General features: G+C 64.1%; 20 protein-coding genes. 16 read left to right on the forward strand and 4 right to left on the reverse strand.

Annotated elements, in window-relative coordinates; genetic code table 11:
* Positions 1 to 33: 33 nt before the first annotated feature.
* Together HMPREF0307_RS06330 and HMPREF0307_RS13440 are read right to left on the reverse strand one after the other, a co-directional pair.
* Entirely contained in the window at positions 34 to 420 is a 387-nt protein-coding gene (locus HMPREF0307_RS06330) for a hypothetical protein (protein WP_066489627.1), read from the reverse strand.
* A 24-nt stretch (positions 421 to 444) separates the two neighbouring features.
* Positions 445 to 573 carry a hypothetical protein gene (locus HMPREF0307_RS13440; RefSeq protein WP_255356869.1) on the reverse strand — a complete coding sequence of 43 codons (129 nt, stop codon included), beginning with the start codon at positions 571 to 573 and terminating at the stop codon, positions 445 to 447.
* Between the two features lie 102 nt (positions 574 to 675).
* On the opposite strand from HMPREF0307_RS13440, the gene HMPREF0307_RS06335 reads away from it, so the two are divergent.
* The 3 genes from HMPREF0307_RS06335 to HMPREF0307_RS06345 all read left to right on the forward strand — a co-directional run bounded on the left by HMPREF0307_RS06335 (position 676) and on the right by HMPREF0307_RS06345 (position 3,473).
* A complete protein-coding gene (locus HMPREF0307_RS06335) occupies positions 676 to 1,422 on the forward strand; it encodes a phosphoglyceromutase (RefSeq protein WP_066490385.1) in 747 nt (248 codons plus the stop codon).
* Positions 1,423 to 1,532: 110 nt separating this feature from the next.
* A complete protein-coding gene (locus tag HMPREF0307_RS06340; protein WP_369799429.1) occupies positions 1,533 to 2,765 on the forward strand; it encodes a sensor histidine kinase in 1,233 nt (410 codons plus the stop codon).
* A gap of 12 nt (positions 2,766 to 2,777) precedes the next feature.
* Positions 2,778 to 3,473, forward strand: a complete 696-nt coding sequence (locus tag HMPREF0307_RS06345) for a response regulator transcription factor (RefSeq protein ID WP_066489632.1) — start codon at positions 2,778 to 2,780, stop codon at positions 3,471 to 3,473.
* On the opposite strand, the gene HMPREF0307_RS06350 is transcribed toward HMPREF0307_RS06345, so the two are convergent.
* A complete protein-coding gene (locus tag HMPREF0307_RS06350; protein WP_141628522.1) occupies positions 3,470 to 4,360 on the reverse strand; it encodes a DUF3109 family protein in 891 nt (296 codons plus the stop codon). The two genes, HMPREF0307_RS06345 and HMPREF0307_RS06350, sit on opposite strands and share 4 nt — an antisense overlap.
* A gap of 33 nt (positions 4,361 to 4,393) precedes the next feature.
* Here HMPREF0307_RS06350 and HMPREF0307_RS06355 point away from each other — a divergent pair, with 33 nt between their 5' ends.
* The 5 genes from HMPREF0307_RS06355 to HMPREF0307_RS12555 all read left to right on the forward strand — a co-directional run bounded on the left by HMPREF0307_RS06355 (position 4,394) and on the right by HMPREF0307_RS12555 (position 7,978).
* Positions 4,394 to 5,347, forward strand: a complete 954-nt coding sequence (locus HMPREF0307_RS06355) for a Ppx/GppA family phosphatase (protein ID WP_077210017.1) — start codon at positions 4,394 to 4,396, stop codon at positions 5,345 to 5,347.
* 6 nt (positions 5,348 to 5,353) lie between these two features.
* On the forward strand, positions 5,354 to 6,244 hold the full coding sequence (locus HMPREF0307_RS06360) for a hypothetical protein (RefSeq protein ID WP_066489640.1): 891 nt from the start codon (positions 5,354 to 5,356) through the stop codon (positions 6,242 to 6,244).
* Between the two features lie 86 nt (positions 6,245 to 6,330).
* Positions 6,331 to 7,146, forward strand: a complete 816-nt coding sequence (proC, locus tag HMPREF0307_RS06365; RefSeq protein WP_066489642.1) for a pyrroline-5-carboxylate reductase — start codon at positions 6,331 to 6,333, stop codon at positions 7,144 to 7,146.
* A 220-nt stretch (positions 7,147 to 7,366) separates the two neighbouring features.
* Positions 7,367 to 7,555 carry a helix-turn-helix domain-containing protein gene (locus HMPREF0307_RS06370; RefSeq protein WP_005527601.1) on the forward strand — a complete coding sequence of 63 codons (189 nt, stop codon included), beginning with the start codon at positions 7,367 to 7,369 and terminating at the stop codon, positions 7,553 to 7,555.
* A 321-nt stretch (positions 7,556 to 7,876) separates the two neighbouring features.
* On the forward strand, positions 7,877 to 7,978 hold the full coding sequence (locus HMPREF0307_RS12555; RefSeq protein ID WP_003855542.1) for a 30S ribosomal protein bS22: 102 nt from the start codon (positions 7,877 to 7,879) through the stop codon (positions 7,976 to 7,978).
* A 99-nt stretch (positions 7,979 to 8,077) separates the two neighbouring features.
* Here HMPREF0307_RS12555 and HMPREF0307_RS06375 read toward each other — a convergent pair whose 3' ends face one another.
* Positions 8,078 to 9,091, reverse strand: coding sequence for an HAD family hydrolase (locus HMPREF0307_RS06375; protein WP_066489644.1), 1,014 nt, complete (start codon positions 9,089 to 9,091; stop codon positions 8,078 to 8,080).
* 99 nt (positions 9,092 to 9,190) lie between these two features.
* Here HMPREF0307_RS06375 and HMPREF0307_RS06380 point away from each other — a divergent pair, with 99 nt between their 5' ends.
* The 8 genes from HMPREF0307_RS06380 to hemE all read left to right on the forward strand — a co-directional run bounded on the left by HMPREF0307_RS06380 (position 9,191) and on the right by hemE (position 16,743).
* Complete coding sequence (locus tag HMPREF0307_RS06380) at positions 9,191 to 9,430, forward strand: glutaredoxin family protein (protein ID WP_066489646.1); 240 nt, start codon at positions 9,191 to 9,193, stop codon at positions 9,428 to 9,430.
* Positions 9,431 to 9,515: 85 nt separating this feature from the next.
* Positions 9,516 to 10,832 carry a glutamyl-tRNA reductase gene (locus tag HMPREF0307_RS06385; protein ID WP_066489649.1) on the forward strand — a complete coding sequence of 439 codons (1,317 nt, stop codon included), beginning with the start codon at positions 9,516 to 9,518 and terminating at the stop codon, positions 10,830 to 10,832.
* A 12-nt stretch (positions 10,833 to 10,844) separates the two neighbouring features.
* Positions 10,845 to 11,723, forward strand: a complete 879-nt coding sequence (gene hemC, locus HMPREF0307_RS06390; protein ID WP_066489653.1) for a hydroxymethylbilane synthase — start codon at positions 10,845 to 10,847, stop codon at positions 11,721 to 11,723.
* Positions 11,724 to 11,862: 139 nt separating this feature from the next.
* Complete coding sequence (locus HMPREF0307_RS06395) at positions 11,863 to 13,533, forward strand: bifunctional uroporphyrinogen-III C-methyltransferase/uroporphyrinogen-III synthase (RefSeq protein ID WP_231725093.1); 1,671 nt, start codon at positions 11,863 to 11,865, stop codon at positions 13,531 to 13,533.
* A 35-nt stretch (positions 13,534 to 13,568) separates the two neighbouring features.
* On the forward strand, positions 13,569 to 14,555 hold the full coding sequence (gene hemB, locus HMPREF0307_RS06400) for a porphobilinogen synthase (RefSeq protein WP_066489668.1): 987 nt from the start codon (positions 13,569 to 13,571) through the stop codon (positions 14,553 to 14,555).
* A gap of 4 nt (positions 14,556 to 14,559) precedes the next feature.
* Positions 14,560 to 15,219 (forward strand): hypothetical protein, encoded by a 660-nt coding sequence (locus HMPREF0307_RS06405; RefSeq protein WP_066489676.1) that lies wholly within the window; start codon positions 14,560 to 14,562, stop codon positions 15,217 to 15,219.
* On the forward strand, positions 15,216 to 15,692 hold the full coding sequence (locus HMPREF0307_RS06410) for a hypothetical protein (protein WP_066489686.1): 477 nt from the start codon (positions 15,216 to 15,218) through the stop codon (positions 15,690 to 15,692). The genes HMPREF0307_RS06405 and HMPREF0307_RS06410 overlap by 4 nt, the downstream gene beginning before the upstream one ends.
* A 28-nt stretch (positions 15,693 to 15,720) precedes the next feature.
* Entirely contained in the window at positions 15,721 to 16,743 is a 1,023-nt protein-coding gene (hemE, locus tag HMPREF0307_RS06415) for a uroporphyrinogen decarboxylase (protein ID WP_066489692.1), read from the forward strand.
* Positions 16,744 to 16,749 lie beyond the last annotated feature (6 nt).

Below are 16,749 nucleotides of genomic sequence, written 5' to 3' on the forward strand. Positions count from 1 at the left end.
TTGATGGCGAGCATGGGAGCGTTGTCCAGCGCGTTATACGTCGTCACGCGCTCGATGTCGGGATAGCGCTGCGCGACTTCGTCCGCGGGCGCGCCGGTGTGCGACTGTGGGGCCCTGCTCCATCGCGTGGGGATGGTCGGGGTAGACATTCGCCGCGGTGAATGCGACGACGCCGTCCACGTCCGCGATTTTCACGATGTCGAGGAACGAATCGATGAGGTCGCCCAGCGGCATAATTCCGGTGAAGAATTCCGCGCGCAGTCCCTCCGGGACTGCCGGGGTGCCCAGCTTGCCGATGCCCACTTCCGACGCTTGCTCCACCAGCCCCAGGTTGCAGCCTGCCGCGCGCAGGATGCGTGCGCGTGGATGTTCCTCGAGCGAGTTCTCGCTTATCGGTAACTGCGTCCACAGCGAGAGCACCGTGCGGCCCGGCGTGGTCAGTGCTCACCGCAAAGTCATCGTGGCCAGTGGCGCAATGGATTGTGCACGGGTGGCCTCCACGTAGGCGGCAATGGCGGTCGACGGCTGGTCGTTCGTGTCGAGGTGCGCGGAGGAGATGCGGATAAGGGGCATGAAATCCTTTGGGTGTGAGGTGTGTTACAGGATGTCTGGTCGGGTAAAAAGAGTAACCAATCAGACAAGCGCGCCGCAGGAAAACCTGGCATGCTGGACACCATGACTAACGGAAAACTCATTCTTCTTCGTCACGGACAGTCCCAGTGGAACGAATCCAACCAGTTCACTGGTTGGGTCGACGTTGACCTCACCGCCAAGGGCGAGGGCGAGGCCAAGCGCGGCGGCGAGCTGCTGCGCGAGCAGGGCATCCTGCCTGAGGTCGTCTACACCTCCCTGCTGCGCCGTGCTATCCGCACTGCCAACATCGCTCTCAACGCCGCGGACCGTCACTGGATCCCGGTCGTCCGCGACTGGCGTCTCAACGAGCGTCACTACGGCGCTCTCCAGGGCCTGAACAAGGCTGAGACCAAGGACAAGTACGGTGAGGAGCAGTTCATGGCATGGCGCCGCTCCTACGGCACCCCGCCGCCGGAGCTCGAGGACTCCTCGGAGTACTCGCAGGCGAACGACCCGCGTTACGCGGATCTGGACCAGGTTCCGCGTACCGAGTGCCTCAAGGACGTCGTCGAGCGCTTCGTCCCGTACTTCGAGTCGGAAATCCTCCCGCGCGCCAAGAAGGGCGAGACCGTCCTCATCGCCGCACACGGCAACTCCCTGCGCGCGCTGGTCAAGCACCTCGACAACATCTCGGATGATGACATCGCGGGTCTCAATATCCCGACCGGCATCCCGCTGGTCTACGAAATCGCGGAAGACGGCTCCGTCGTCAACCCGGGCGGCACCTACCTCGACCCGGAGGCAGCCGCTGCCGGCGCCGCCGCTGTCGCGGCACAGGGCGGCAAGTAAATAACAGCTCGCGCTGCGAACTATCCCCAGGGGGCCTATACTCCCTGGGGATATATTTGTGTCCCCGGCGTTCAATGCCGGGAGAAGAGAAACGAACTTACACAGTACTAGTGGATATTATTTTTGGCCTGGTCGCAGGCGTGATTTTGACGCTGCTGGCGCAGCTGGTGTGGCGTCTCGTCAACGCACGTCTCATGCGCCAAGGCGTCGTCGACGCCCCGAACCAGATCACCACCATCAGCCAGGTGCTCCACCTTGGCGTGCAGGGATCGCCCACGGGACTTATCGTCGTGGCGCAGGCGGGCGACGTCGTGTTGTCCAATAGCTCGGCGCACAGCATGTCGCTCGTGCACGATCGCGTCCTCAACCCGGACGTGTGGAAGGTGGCTCAGGAGGTCTTCAAGGACGGAGAGGAACGCCGTCTCGACGTTGTCATCCGCAAGCGCCGCACGGGCCACCGCGTCACCCAGGTGCAGGCTGTGGTCAAGCCGCTTACTCCGAGTGATGCTCGCTTTGTCATCATCTACGGCACGGACGAGTCCGAGTCGGTGCGCATGGAGGCAGCGCGCCGCGACTTCGTGGCCAACGTCTCGCATGAGCTGAAGACCCCGGTGGGCGGCATCGGCTTGCTCGCCGAGGCACTCCTGCAGGACCCGGATGATCCGGAGCACGTTAAGTATTTCGGCGAGCGCGTCCAGAAGGAAGCCTCGCGCATGGGCAACATGGTCCAGGAGCTCATCGCGCTGTCCAAGCTGCAGGGCGCCGAGCGTCTGCCCAGAATGGAGCCGGTCCGCGTCGACGACATCGTCTCCGAGGCTATTTCGCGCAACCAGCTCACAGCGGACTCGCATGGCATCGAGCTCCTTCGCGGCGAGGACACCGGCGTGGAGGTACTCGCTGACAAGCCGCTGCTGGTCACGGCCGTAACCAACCTCATCTCCAACGCCATCAACTACTCGCCTGAGGCGGCGCCGGTGTCCGTATCGCAGAAGGTCGTGGGTGGGGACATCGTGCTCATCCGCGTCACGGACCGCGGCGTGGGCATTGCGCCGGAAGACCAAAAGCGCGTGTTCGAGCGCTTCTTCCGTGTCGACAAGGCGCGGTCACGTCAGACCGGCGGCACGGGTCTCGGCCTGTCCATCGTCAAACACGTCGTGGCGAACCACGGCGGCAACATCAAATTGTGGTCGCGCCCGGGAACGGGATCGACTTTTACCATTGAACTGCCCGTTCATCACCCTGTATGCGAGACAGATACGGCCTCGACGGGGGATAATGGACACGGCGTCGCTTCCGCGACGGCCGGAAACGCCGGGCGCGTGAGCGCTCGCCGGAAGGACTAGAGAGTAAAGCACATGACTACCATCCTCATCGTTGAAGACGAAGAATCCCTGGCGGATCCGCTCGCCTTTCTTCTGCGGAAGGAAGGCTTCGAGGCTGTCATCGCCTACGACGGCCCTGAGGCGCTCGCCAAGTTCGAGGCCGAGGACATCGACATCGTGCTCCTCGACCTCATGCTGCCCGGCATGTCTGGCACGGACGTGTGCAAGGAGCTGCGCGCACAGTCCAGCGTGCCCATCATCATGGTCACCGCGCGCGACTCGGAAATCGACAAGGTCGTGGGTCTGGAGCTCGGCGCAGACGACTACGTGACGAAGCCCTACTCCTCCCGCGAGCTCATCGCTCGCATCCGCGCAGTCCTGCGCCGTGGCGACGTCCGCCACCACGAGGACGAGGAAGAATTCGAGGAGCAGATCCTCGAAGGCGGCCGCGTGCGCATGGACGTCGAGCGCCACATCGTGACAGTCGAGGGCGAGCCCGTCAACATGCCGCTCAAAGAGTTTGATCTCCTCGAATACCTGCTCCGCAACGCCGGACGCGTACTCACCCGTGGCCAGCTCATTGACCGCATTTGGGGCGCGGACTACGTGGGCGACACGAAGACGCTCGACGTCCACGTCAAGCGCCTGCGATCCAAGATTGAGGCGACGCCGTCGCGCCCAGAGCACCTCGTCACGGTGCGCGGCCTCGGGTACAAATTCGAGCTTTAAACCCAGCGCTCGCTGGCTGGGTGCACGGAGACGAGCCCGGCGGCCGCGCGTTTGGCACAGTGCTTGGCGAGGATCGCGTAGGCGTCCTCGCCCATGAGGGCTATGAGCTCGTTCTTCTGGGACTTCCACATGGGCTCGGGGTTGTTGTGGCAGGCGGGGTCCGTCGAGCAATACCAGTCGAAGTCCTCGCCGCCGTTGCCCCAGCCGCGGCGGTCGTATTCGCCGATCTGCGTGCGGAGAATCTCCACGCCGTCGGGGCGCTCTTCGTAGTCCTCGTAGCGGCGTAGCGGCAGCTGCCAGCACACTTCCGGCTTGACCACGGTGAGGTCCTCGCCCTCGGCGAGCGCCCATTGGTGGAGGGCGCAACCGGCACCGGTCTCCCAGCCCGCGCGGTTGGCGAAGATGCAGGCGCCCTCGACGACCGGGGTCTTCAACGCGGGCTCCGGCTCGCCATCGTCACCATCGAGTTCGTCCCACATGAGCCACGGCTCCAGCTCGTCGCCCTCGAGCACAATCTCTTCGGAGGGCGTGCGGCCCGTAACCTCCTCGCGACGCTGCCAATATGTGGCGGGCATGCGCGAGACGGCATCGGCAAGCTGGTCGCGGTCCTGCTCGTCTGCCATGTAGGCACCATGCCCGCAGCAGCCGACATCAGGATTGTTGGAGTCGATGCCGGGGCAGCGCTCGGTGCCAAATTGGCACGCGTAATGGGACTCGAGCCACGTGAGATCGATGGAAAAGACGTGCTCAGGATCGTTCGGATCAGTAAATTCAAACCATTCGCGCGGAAAATCCGGGGCTTTTTCGCGACCGGATGCAATCGATATTCCCGCAGGTGAAGTGGCAGGAAAGCCAAGATACACGGGTTTTGTTTTCGGGCGATTCACACTTAACCACGGTAGACCCATTACTCTGTATGTGTGCGATTAGGTGTATTAGACGTGGGAAGCAACACGGTCCATCTCGTGGCGGTCGACGCCAAACTGGGCGGCCGTCCAACTCCGATGAGCGACTGGAAGACCCCTCTGCGCCTCGTGGAGCAGCTCGACAAGCAGGGCAATATCCATGACAAGGGCCTCAAGGCGCTCACGGACTCGGTGGCCGAAGCCTCCGAGCTCGGCAAGAAGCTGGGCTGCGACGAGCTCATTCCATTTGCGACGTCTGCGGTGCGCTCGGCGCCCAATAGCGCCAAAGTTCTCGACCACGTGGAGAAGGAAACCGGCGTCCGCCTGGAGATCCTCTCCGGCAAGGACGAGGCGCGCCTTACTTTCCTTGCCGTGCGCCGTTGGTACGGCTGGTCTGCTGGCCGCATTACCAACCTCGACATCGGCGGCGGCTCGCTGGAGCTGTCCACTGGCACAGACGAGGAGCCGGACATGGCGTTCTCCCTTGATCTGGGTGCTGGCCGCTTGACCCATAACTGGTTTGAGACGGATCCGCCGAGCAAGAAGGACGTCAACGCCTTGCGCGACTACATCGACGCCGAGCTTGCCGAGCCCACCGCGGCAATGAAGACCGTGGGCTCCGCGCGCCTAGCCGTGGGTACCTCGAAGACCTTCCGCAGCTTGGCCCGCCTTACCGGCGCCGCACCGTCCTCAGCTGGGCCTTTCGTCAAGCGAACCCTTACCGCTGCGGGTCTGCGCCAGCTAATTTCCTTCATTTCGCGCATGACAGCTGCGGACCGCGCGGACCTCGAAGGTGTTAGCTCCAACCGCTCGCACCAGATTGTTGCCGGTGCCTTAGTAGCGGAAGCGTCCATGCGCGCTCTAGGCTTGGAACAACTGGAGATTTGTCCCTGGGCTCTGCGCGAGGGTGTTATCCTGAGACGTCTCGACAAAGGTCTCGGCGCAGACCCTCAGAAAGAATTGGTTTAGTAAGACATGGCTGAAGAGAAGCAATTGACTGTTGCGGAGCTCCTTGCCCGCAACAAGCAGGAGCGCACGGGCGGCGACAAGCCGCGCCGTCGCCGCCGCAGCCTGGAAGAAGGCGGCGTTTCCGTCGCCGAGCTCACCGGCTCGCTCAAGAAGGTCGAGGCTACTCCGGCGCAGGCGAAGCACTCGAACGTCGACATTGACGAGACCGCTCCGGTCATCCCGGCGCCCAAGCCTGAGGCCGCGCAGTCCGATGCCGCACAGTCGGACGCTGCGAAGTCTGCTCCGGCGCAGTCCGAAGCTGAGCGCATCGAAGCTCTGAAGAAGGCCGAATTCGCGAAGAAGGCGGAGGAAGCCAAGAAGAAGGCTGCCGAAAAGAAGGCGACCGAGGACAAGGCTGCTGCGTCGTCCATCGACGAGGCACCGCTGGATCCCAAGGTTGAGGAAGACCGCCGCATTCTCGCCGAGAAGCGCGAGCGCGATGCTGTGAAGGCGGCGTCTACGCCGTCGACGGGGGATACCACCGTCATCAAGAAGGTCGAGGACGAGCCGGCGGCGCAGCTCGAGGATGCTGCGACCACCGAAATCGACCGAGTGGATGATGCCGAGGACGCCGATCCTGCCGAGTACGAGGATGCCGAGGACGACGGCAAGCTCAATCCCGTGTCCATCATCCTGCTCGCACTCGTGGGCATCGTGCTGGGCGCCGTGGTCTACAAGGGCTTCGAAATCCTGTGGACCAACTTCAACAAGGGCCTTGTGGCCGCGCTCGCCGTGGCTGTGACCGCCGCGATGGCAGGCGTCGTGCACGCCCTGCGCACGGATCGCGACAAGGCGGCGATTGTCTTGTCCATCATCGTGGGCCTGGTGCTCACGTTCGGCGCGCTGCTCACGGCATAAAGTCACGGCATGAAGCGCCGCCGCGGCTAACCCCCGGGACCGACACGATGTGTACGGCCCCGGGGGTTTCGCTATAGGGTGGCAGCATGACTGAGAACGCATCAACTTCCACTGCCCAGCACACCGTCACCGTCATTGGCGGCGGCCAGATTGGCGAGGCGCTCGTCTCTGGTCTCGCCGCGTCGGGAGAGACTGCCATGACGGTGACTAACCGCCGCGCCGAACGTCGCGCCGAGCTTGCAGACCATTACGGCGTGTCCACGACGGACGACAACGCGGCGGCGGTCAAAGACGCCGACGTAGTCTTCCTGTGCGTGAAGCCCTACGCCATCGTCGACGTCGCCAAGGAGATTGCGGACGCGCTGCCGCAGGACGCTGTTGTGGTGTCGCTGGCGGCGGGCGTGCGTCTGGAGGCCCTTGAGGCCGCCGTCGCCAACCCTGTGGTGCGCGTCATGCCCAATACGCCCATGCTGTTGGGCCGTGGCATGTCCATCGTGACGCCGGGTTCGCGCGTGAGCGACGAGCAGCTGGCCCTCGTGCGCGAACTCATGGATGCGGTGGGGGAGACCGCGATCGTCGAGGAGAAGAACATGGATGCCGCAACGGCGCTGTCGGGCTCCTCGCCCGCCTACTTCTTCCTCGTGGCCGACGCCCTCATTGACGCTGGCGTCGCGCTCGGCGTGCCGAGGGATACGGCGTCGAAGCTCGTCAACTACGCCCTGGCCGGCTCCGGAGAGATGCTCATCAACTCCGGCTCCGAGGCGTCGACGCTGCGCGCCAACGTCACCTCGCCGGGCGGCACGACGGCCGCAGCCGTCCGCGAGCTTGAAGAGTCGGGCCTGCGAGGCGCCTTCTATCGTGCCGCGGAGGCTTGCGCGAACCGAGCGGCCGAATTGGGCTAGTGCAGCCGCGAAGAACAGCCCCCCCGCGTGGGGGTGTAGGGAAGCCTGTGACACATGCGTCTGCCCGGTAAGAAGTTGTCGTGAGAAACTAATGAGAAAAATATCGGCTATTGAGTCGCATTAGTCACAGGTTTCACGCTAGGCTAGAACAAGCACGTGCGTGTACTCCTGCAGGAGGGGAAGCCTTGCAGCGCGCCACGAGCTGAAGGGTTATACAACTATGGCTAATGAAGATAAAGGAACCTTCTTGACCATCGCTGAGGTCGCGGAAATCATGCGCGTCTCGAAGATGACGGTCTACCGTTTGGTTCACGCTGGCGAAATGCCGGCAGTTCGCGTCGGTCGCTCTTTCCGCGTCCACGAGTCTGCCGTCAACGAGTACCTCGAGGCTTCCGTCTACGGAGCCTAGAGTTATTTTTAGTCGCCAGAAGGCGCCCACTGTCTCTCACAGTGGGCGCCTTTGTCATGCGTGCTGGTGCTGAATCTCGCCGTGAGAAAAAGTGACGGTCGCGTCTGCGTTGCCGGTGGTCATTTTTGTTGGACTGGGGCCGGTAGGTAAGATGGTGACCATTCGTGTCGGCATCTGCATGCCTGTGACTTTCGCCTGTGTCTCAAGGACTTCGGTTCTGGTAGCGGGCGGTGGACGCAAAGAGTGCACCTTCGCGGCCCAGTAATCCAGGCGGCGCCGGCAGGTCTAGTACGTACTGATCGTGAAAGTGAGGAAACCGTTATGGGTTCTGTTATCAAGAAGCGCCGCAAGCGCATGTCCAAGAAGAAGCACCGCAAGATGCTGCGCCGCACCCGCGTCCAGCGTCGTAAGCTCGGCAAGTAAATCTTGGTCGACGAAAGGTCCCGGTCACACCTCGGTGTGGCTGGGACCTTTCGCATGCGCTTGCCGATGCCCCCCCCTTTTTAAAGGTTTCCTTAGCGTCTAGCGTTTGAAAGCCTTCCAGCCGCCGTAGGAGAACAGCGCGGTGACCAGTGCAGGCACGCCGTAGGTACGCACGGCCTTGCGGACGCTGCGGTAGTCGCGGATGAGCCATCCGCGAGCCTCCGCGATATCGCGCAGCTTGGCGTCCGGGTTAATCGCCACGGCGGTGCCCATCATGGACAGCATGGGCACGTCATTCGCGGAATCTGAGTAGGCGGTGCAGCGATCCAGGTCGAGCCCCTCCATCGTCGCGAGCGCCGCAACGGCGTGCTTCTTACCGGGGCCGTGCAGGATGTCCCCCACGAGGCGGCCGGTGAACTTGCCATCCTTGACCTCTGCGACGGTGCCGAGCGCGCCAGTAAACCCGAAGCGGTGTGCCAGAATTTGTGCGAGTTGGACCGGGGTCGCGGTGACGAGCCAGACCTGCTGGCCGGCGTCCAAGTGCATTTCTGCGAGCTGGCGTGTGCCGGGGTAGGCCTTGCGCGCGAGCGATTCGTCCACGATTTCCTCGCAGAGCTGCACCATTTCCTCCACGGAGCGGCCCTTGATGAACTCGAGGGCCTGGATGCGCCCGGCGGCGACGTCGTTGGCGTTCTCGCGGCCCAAGAAGCGGAACTTCGCCTGCTTCCACGCGATGGGGGCGATTTCGCGGATGCGGAAATAGCGGCGGCGGAACAGTCCCATGGCGAAGACGATGAGCGAGGAGCCCTGGATGAGCGTGTTATCCACGTCGAAGAAGGCGGCCGCCCCGGCATCCTGCGGGATATCGGGGTCGGGCGGGGTGATGCGGGCGCGTCCGGCCGAAGTGAACGAACCCTCGACCGAGTCCACGCCGGCCGTGTAGTTATCAAGCGTGATGTCGAAGAGATCCGCTGCGGCGGCCGCGGCGGCTTCGCCGGCCGTACGCTGGGCGGCATCGTCAAGCGGGGCGAGCGCCGTGTTCTCAAGGAAATTGCGCAGATTGCCGCGGCTGGCCGTCCAATTCGCGAGGAAGTCGCGGGGTGAGGGCGGCATGGACGGTGGGGTAGGGGTGGCGGACACGAGGCTCCTTGGACTGCGGCGGTATCGTGTACATCTTAGGACGAAACAGCTCAGCGCGAAGGGTGAGGGAAAATGCGACAAGTCGAACTCATGGTGCGCGCCACGTGTGGATCCTGCACGCGCGTCTATGCGCAGATAGAGCCCGTGGTCGCGGCCGCTGGCGCGAGCCTGACCGCGCGCGACGTTGACGAGGACAAAGAGCTGGCGATGGAATATGGCGACCGCGTTCCGGTTGTGGTGATAGATGGCGAAGAATTCGCCTGTTGGGAAGTCGACAACGATGAGCTCGCTGCCGAACTTGCGGTAGACTAAGCCCACCCTTACTACCCCTAGGGTAGGCACAGCTAGTAGTCTTTTGGTTGATTTTTCTCATCCAAAGGGTTGATAAGGAGCGTTCATGAGCGTGCTGGTCGTAGGCATGTCCTACCAGTCGGCGCCGGTTGCGTTACTGGAGCGGCTGAGCATGGCCGATGAGATCCAAAACGACGCATGCGGCAAGCTGGTGGGCCAGGGCTCTCTCAGCGAAGCGATGATCATTTCCACATGCAACCGCATGGAGGTCTACACCGTCACCAATTCCTTCCACACGGGTGTCAAGGATGTCGTCGACGTGCTGGAGAAGCAGTCCGGCGTGACGGCCGATGAGCTGCGCAACTACCTGTATGTCCGCTACGCGGACGCGGCAGCGGAGCACCTCATGAACGTCACCTCGGGCCTGGACTCAATGGTCGTGGGAGAGCAGCAGATCATTGGCCAGGTGCGCACGGCGTACCAGAAGGCCGCGGATCAGGGCACGGTGGGTCCGCGCATTCACGCGCTCGCGCAGTCCGCGCTCCACGCCGGCAAGCGCGTGCACTCGGAAACCGCCATCGATGACGCCGGCGCGTCCATGGTCTCCTTCTCCTTTGACCGTGCGTTGCAGGTCATGGGTACCTCGGATCTCGCAGGCAAGACCGTGCTCATCCTCGGCGCCGGCGCCATGGCTTCGCTCGCCGCGACGCACGCGGGCCGACTGGGCGCGAGCCTCATCATCGCGAACCGCACGCGTGAGCGCGCCGAGCGCGTCGCCGACCACGCCGCTCAGGCTGGCGTGAAGGCTGAGGTCGTCGACTTCGCGGATCGCGCCACTGTCCTTGATCGCGTCGACGTCGCCGTCTCCGCCACGGGCGCGCAGGGGTTTACCATCGCTGCGTCCGACATGCCGGACCGCGAACTCATGCTCATCGATCTCTCGCTTCCGCGCGACATTGATGAGGCCTGCGCTAAGAAGGACGGCATCGAGCTCGTCAATATCGACCGCCTGTCCAACGACCTCACCAGCGGCGAGGTCCACGAGGGGCCGCACTCCCAGGCGCGCGATATCGTGCGTGAGGAGCTGGATTCCTACAGCTCGGCACAGCGCGTACGTGACGTGGCACCTGCGGTCTCCGCACTACGTAAGCATGCCGCGGACCTCGTGCACTGTGAGGCCGCGCGCCTCGAGCAGAAGCACCCAGAACTCACGGAAGCACAGCTCAAGGACGTCAACCGCGCCCTCAAGCGCGTGGTGGACAAGCTGCTCCACGAGCCGACGGTGCGTGCTAAACAGCTCGCCGCGACGTCTGGCACCGTGAGCCATGAGACCGCCTTGCAGCAGCTCTTTGGCCTCAACCTCGAGGACACCGGCTCTGAGGGCGTTGCTGTCAACGCTGCCGAACTGCCCACCGAAATTTAGGAGATAAACACCATGTTCAAAATCGGTACGCGCGGCTCCATGCTCGCCACCACGCAGTCCGGCCACGTGCGCGATTGGCTCGCGGCGGCGGGCTACCCGGTGCAGCTCCACATCGTGACGACGGCGGGTGATACCAACATGGCGCCCGTCGAGCGCATTGGTGTGGGCGTCTTTACTCAGGCGCTGCGCGAGGCACTCGACCGTGGCGAGTGCGATATCGCAGTCCACTCCTTCAAGGATCTTCCCACCGCAGCCGATGAGCGTTTCCGCCTCATCGTGCCGCAGCGTGAAGATAACCGCGAAGCCCTCATCGCTCGCGACGGCCTTAGCCTCGCCGAGCTTCCCGAGGGTGCCACCGTGGGCACCTCCGCCCCGCGCCGCATCTCGCAGCTCAAGGCCCTGCGCCCCGACCTGGACATCCGCCCCCTCCGCGGTAACATCGATACGCGTATGGGCAAGGTGACCTCCGGTGAACTCGACGCCGTCATCCTTGCCTACGCTGGCCTTTCCCGCGCGGGTCGTGCGGACGCGGCAACCCAGGTCTTCGATCCTGACACGTTCATGCCCGCCCCGGCGCAGGGTGCCTTGGCGATTGAGGCCAAGGTGGGAACGGCGGCATCGGAAGCCTTGGATGCCATCGTGGACCCGCGCGCACTCGCCGCAGCTCAGGCCGAGCGCCAGGTGCTCGCGCGCCTTGAGGCCGGCTGCACCGCGCCCGTCGCGGCGACCTCCCACTGGGACGGCGACCAGCTCACGGTCCGCGGCGGCGTCTTCGCGCTCGACGGATCACGCCAGCTCATTTCCGAGGCGACAGGCACAGACGCCAGCGCCTTGGGTCACCGCGTGGCCGAGGATCTCTTCGCTCGCGGCGCGGCAGAGCTCCTGAGCTAATTTCGCTTACTGCAGGTTTTAAATTAAAGTGTGGATACCACATGCCGCGATCTGATCCCGGCATGACCCCCGTGTAAGAGCGTGTCGCCCTGAACTTGAAGCCCGTACATAGAAAAGAACCTTCACATTGAGCAACCCCGTGTCAGCGTCTATTTCTGACTCCCCGGAGCCACTGGGCAAAGTCATCTTCGTCGGCGCTGGTCCAGGCAACCCTGACCTGTTGACCATTCGTGCCCGTGAGGTGCTCGCGCATAACGCGCTTGCCGTCGTCGATCCGGAGGTCACGGGCGGTATTCGCGAGACCATCGCGTCCGCGCTCCCGGTTCCACAAGAGCTTCTTGATGCCGCCGAGGAGGAGTACGCCCGCATCTGCGCCGAGGCAAAGGCCAACGGCGCGCGTCGCAAGCCGCCGCGCCCCGCCGCCCCGACTGCCGCCATCATCGAAGACCCGGCAGAGGATCTCATCGCGCAGTTCCAGTCCGCGCTCGACCAAGGCGGGGACGTCATCCGTCTCGTGGCTGGCAACCCGCTGGGCCGCGAGTCCATTAAGGACGAGATTTCGTCCGTCGCCGCAGCAGGCATGGAATTCCAGGTCGTGCCGGGCATGTCCCTGCCGTCCACCGTGCCCTCCTTTGCTGGTCTCGCGCTCGGCTCGGCCTACACCGAAGCTGATCTCAGCGACGGTGCCGACTGGGACGCCCTGGCCAACGCCACCCAGCCGCTCGTCCTGCAGACCACGCAGGAGCAGCTCGCGGATATCTCGCGCGAGCTGCAGTCCCGCGGCATGCCTGCGGACACGGAGGCCTACGTGACGGTGCATGGCACCACGCGTCTCCAGCGCACCCACGAGACCACGCTTGGCACCCTGGGCAAGCTCTGCGCCGAACTTCCCGGCCCGCTTGTCGTGACCCTGGGCCGTAGCTTCGATGACCGCACGAAATACTCGTGGTGGGAAAACCGCCCGCTCTACGGCTGGCGCGTGCTCGTGCCGCGCACCAAGGAGCAGGCCGCCGCGATGTCCGCGCGTCTCGCCGGCTACGGTGCTATTCCGCAGTCTGTGCCCACTATCTCCGTCGAGCCGCCGCGCAACCCGGCGCAGATGGATCGCGCCATCAAGGGCATTGTCGAAGGCCGCTACAAGTGGATCATTTTCACCTCCGTTAATGCGGTGAAAGCAGTCTGGGACAAGATCTTCGAGCTCGGCCTCGACGCCCGCGATTTCGCCGGCGTTCACCTTGCCGCCGTGGGCCAGAAGACGGCCGACGCCATCCGTGAAAAGGGCATGGTCCCCGAGCTGCTCCCGGATCGCACGAAGCAGAATGCCGAAGGCCTGCTCGAGGTTTTCCCCAATTACGTGGAAGACATCGACGCCGTGGGCCGCATCCTCCTGCCGCGCGCCGATCTTGCTGGCGAGGCCCTGCCCAAGGGCCTCGAGGCCCTCGGTTGGGAAGTCGACGATGTCGTTGCCTACCGCACCGTCCGTGCCGCCCCGCCGTCAGCGGAAATCCGCGACATGATTAAGTCCGGCGCTTTTGACGCTGTGGCGTTCACGTCCGGCTCGACCGTGCGCAACCTCGTGGGCATCGCCGGCAAACCGCACGCCCGCACGATCATCGCCTGCATCGGCCCCTCTACGCAGGCCGCCGCGGAAGAGATGGGCCTGCGCGTCGACGTCGTCCCGGAGGTTGCGGAAGTGCCCGCGCTTATCGATGCCCTCGCGGAGCACGTCGCTGCCCTGCGCGCCGCCGGCAATCTTCCCGCGCCGCGGAAGAAGCGCCGTGCGCGCAAGAAGGCTACTAAAGTCGATTAGGCATTAACTACTTGTGTAAAAGGAGCATTCACGCTGTGAGCACCTTCCCTGTCCGTCGTCCGCGCCGCCTGCGCCAGTCGCCCGCCATGCGGGAGCTCGTTGCCGAGACGCACCTGCACCCGAGCGACCTCATCCTCCCGATGTTCGTCGCGGATGGAATCTCCGAAAAGCGCGAGATTTCCGCCATGCCGGGCGTCTACCAGCACACCATCGACTCGCTCAAGGCCGCCGCCCACGAAGCGCTCGACGCGGGTGTGCCGTGCATCGATCTCTTCGGCGTGCCGCTCGACGAGGACAAGGACGCCACGGGCTCCGTTGCCTGGCAGCCGGACGGCATCTTGAACCGCGGCATTCAGGCCCTGCGCGAGGAATTCGGCGACGACCTGCTCATCATGGCCGATACCTGCCTTGACGAATTTACCGACCATGGACACTGCGGCGTCCTCGACGACCGCGGCCGCGTGGACAACGACGCCACCCTGCAGCTTTACGCCGACATGGCGCGTGCTCAGGCCCGCGCCGGTGCCCACATCGTCTCGCCGTCCGGCATGATGGACGGCCAGATTGGCGTGATCCGCGAAGCTCTTGACGAGGGTGGTCACGAGGACGTCGCCATCATGGCCTACTCCGCTAAGTACGCCTCCGCGTTCTTCGGCCCGTTCCGCGAGGCCGTCGGCTCCTCCCTCCAGGGCGACCGCCGCACCTACCAGCAGGATCCGCGCAACTTCCGCGAGTCCATGCTTGAAGTCGAGCTCGACATCGACGAGGGCGCCGACTTCGTGATGGTCAAGCCCGCCCTGCCGTACCTCGACGTGCTCTCTGCCATCGCCGAGTTCTCCTCCGTGCCTGTCGCCGCGTACCAGGTCTCTGGCGAGTACGCGATGGTCAAGGCGGCCGGCGCCAACGGCTGGATCGACGAGCACGCCGTCATGATGGAGTCGCTTACCGCCATTAAGCGCGCGGGCGCTGACCAAATTTTCACGTACTACGCCGTCGAGGCCGCCCGCGAGCTGAAGGCTTAACACTTTGAGCGAGACTCCAGACCAGACCCCAGACACGACTGCTGCGAAGAAGCAGGAGAAGTCCCCGTGGCCCGAGGCCGCGGTCTACGCCATGGGCGTGTGGGCCGTCGCTCTCGGCGCGGAGGTCGTCCACCAGATCCTGCAGGTCATCCTCGGCATTCTCAACCGTGACGTCATGGTCGCTCAGATGTCGAAGTTCCTGCGCGACGAGGACCCCACCGCGTATTCGGACGGACTCGTGCGGCTCTCGGCGTACCTGTCCATCGGCTTTTCCGCCTTCGTCGCGTTTGTGATCTTGGGAGTGCTCGCCTGGATGCTCACCCTCTTCCGTGCGAAGCACAAGTGGGCGGGAACTGCGCGCCGCCTGTTGTTCATCTTCGGGCTCTACTACGCCTTGCGCGTCGTCTTCGTCTTCGTCACCTCGCCCGCGGGCTCCGATGCCCCCGATTGGCTCTTTGCCATTGACGGCATGATCCAAATCGTCGCTGGCGTCGCCGGTGGTCTCGGCGTCTACTTCGGTTCCCGCGAGCCGGTCATCAAGTACACCGGCGAGTACGAGCAAATCCGCAAGCTCCAGAAGGAGCTCGAGGAGGAGCAGAAGAAGCGCGAGGAAGAAAAGAAGCGCGAAGCCGAAGAGAAAAAGAAAGACGACGCCCCGCGATGACGAACGCCTTTCCCCACGACTACAACCGAGCTGCGCGCGGACAGAAGAAACCCGTCGATCTTGGGATCTGGCCCAACTCACTGAAGTACGCCTACTGGGTATTCGTCGTCGCCGCGGTCTACCTGGCGCTCACCGGACTCGCCGGCTTCTTCGGCCCGGGCGACTCGTCGAATACCGCCTTCTCCCAGTTCCTCGCCGAGAATCGCCATTTCGTGTCGTGGACGAATCTCGCCGCCGCCATCATTATCGCGCTCGTCGCGCCACAGCTCGCCCGCGCAATGAAGCACGCGCGCACCATTCTCGCAGCCGTCGTCGGCTTGTCCTGCTTCTTCAATATCGCGGCTATCGCCATCGGCGCGGGTGGCCTGCTGCTCGTCGCCATCCCGTTCCTCCTCCTCGGCGCGACGGTGCTCATGTACCGCCCCGACGCGAATGAGTTCATTCGCGAAAACAATCGCCCGACGCTTGATTAACTCTCTTCACAACACAAAGGATCCCAGCATGACCACTCGCAATGCCCCGATCATCGAGGCCGCCTATGGCCGCACGCCGTCCCGCCCGCCGGTGTGGTTCATGCGCCAGGCTGGGCGCTCCCTGCCGGAGTACAAGAAGGTGCGCGAGGGCATCGACATGCTCGACTCCTGCTTCATGCCGGAGCTGCTCGCTGAGATCACCCTCCAGCCGGTGCGCCGCCACGACGTGGACGCTGCCATCCTCTTCTCGGACATCGTGGTCCCGCTCAAGGCGGCGGGCGTCGACGTCGAGATCGTCCCCGGCCGCGGCCCTGTCATGGACGCCCCGGTCCGTACCGAGGCCGACATCGCGAACCTGCCCATTCTTGACCACGAGATCACCGAGGTCGCCCAAGGTATCCAGATCATCAACGACGAACTCACCGAGACCCAAGCCCTCATCGGCTTCGTCGGCGCACCGTTTACTCTCGCCAGCTACCTCATCGAGGGCGGCCCCTCCAAGAACCACGAGCGCACCAAGGCGCTCATGCACTCCCAGCCCCAGCTGTGGCATGCGCTCATGGAACGACTCACGCCGACCATCATCGCGTTCCTCGAGCAGCAGATGGCTGCCGGCATCGACGCCATGCAGCTCTTCGATTCCTGGGCGGGCTTCCTCAACGAGGCGGACTACCGCGAGTTTGTCCTGCCCTACTCGACCCGCATTCTCGCTACTGCCGCAGGCCGGATTCCCCGCATTCACTTCGGCGTCGGCACCGGTGAGCTGCTCACGGCCATGTCCGAGGCCGGCTCCGAGGTCATGGGCGTCGACTACCGCGTCTCCATGGACGCTGCTGCGCACAGAGTCAACACCAAGGTCCTCCAAGGCAACCTCGACCCGGCGCTGCTCTTCGCTGGCGACGATGCCGTCCGCAAACAGGTACAAAGGATCAAGAGCGAGGTCGACGCCGCCGGCGTCGGCCACATCTGGAACCTCGGCCACGGGGTTCTGCCCACCACTGACGCCGACGCTATCACTCGCGCCGTCGCCATCATTCACAACGAAGGCTAGAGGAGA

It is taken from the genome of Corynebacterium sp. DNF00584 (genome assembly GCF_001552965.1).
Lineage (GTDB): Bacteria > Actinomycetota > Actinomycetes > Mycobacteriales > Mycobacteriaceae > Corynebacterium > Corynebacterium phoceense.

What these genes read in the sequence shown, in the direction of transcription:
- HMPREF0307_RS13440 (WP_255356869.1), bottom strand. Translation starts at nt 573, where the DNA reads ATGCCCCTTATCCGCATCTCCTCCGCGCACCTCGACACGAACGACCAG.
- HMPREF0307_RS06335 (WP_066490385.1), top strand. Translation starts at nt 676, where the DNA reads ATGACTAACGGAAAACTCATTCTTCTTCGTCACGGACAGTCCCAGTGG.
- HMPREF0307_RS06345 (WP_066489632.1), top strand. Translation starts at nt 2,778, where the DNA reads ATGACTACCATCCTCATCGTTGAAGACGAAGAATCCCTGGCGGATCCG.
- HMPREF0307_RS06360 (WP_066489640.1), top strand. Translation starts at nt 5,354, where the DNA reads ATGGCTGAAGAGAAGCAATTGACTGTTGCGGAGCTCCTTGCCCGCAAC.
- proC (WP_066489642.1), top strand. Translation starts at nt 6,331, where the DNA reads ATGACTGAGAACGCATCAACTTCCACTGCCCAGCACACCGTCACCGTC.
- HMPREF0307_RS06370 (WP_005527601.1), top strand. Translation starts at nt 7,367, where the DNA reads ATGGCTAATGAAGATAAAGGAACCTTCTTGACCATCGCTGAGGTCGCG.
- HMPREF0307_RS12555 (WP_003855542.1), top strand. Translation starts at nt 7,877, where the DNA reads ATGGGTTCTGTTATCAAGAAGCGCCGCAAGCGCATGTCCAAGAAGAAG.
- HMPREF0307_RS06375 (WP_066489644.1), bottom strand. Translation starts at nt 9,091, where the DNA reads ATGCCGCCCTCACCCCGCGACTTCCTCGCGAATTGGACGGCCAGCCGC.
- HMPREF0307_RS06380 (WP_066489646.1), top strand. Translation starts at nt 9,191, where the DNA reads ATGCGACAAGTCGAACTCATGGTGCGCGCCACGTGTGGATCCTGCACG.
- HMPREF0307_RS06385 (WP_066489649.1), top strand. Translation starts at nt 9,516, where the DNA reads ATGAGCGTGCTGGTCGTAGGCATGTCCTACCAGTCGGCGCCGGTTGCG.
- hemC (WP_066489653.1), top strand. Translation starts at nt 10,845, where the DNA reads ATGTTCAAAATCGGTACGCGCGGCTCCATGCTCGCCACCACGCAGTCC.
- HMPREF0307_RS06410 (WP_066489686.1), top strand. Translation starts at nt 15,216, where the DNA reads ATGACGAACGCCTTTCCCCACGACTACAACCGAGCTGCGCGCGGACAG.
- hemE (WP_066489692.1), top strand. Translation starts at nt 15,721, where the DNA reads ATGACCACTCGCAATGCCCCGATCATCGAGGCCGCCTATGGCCGCACG.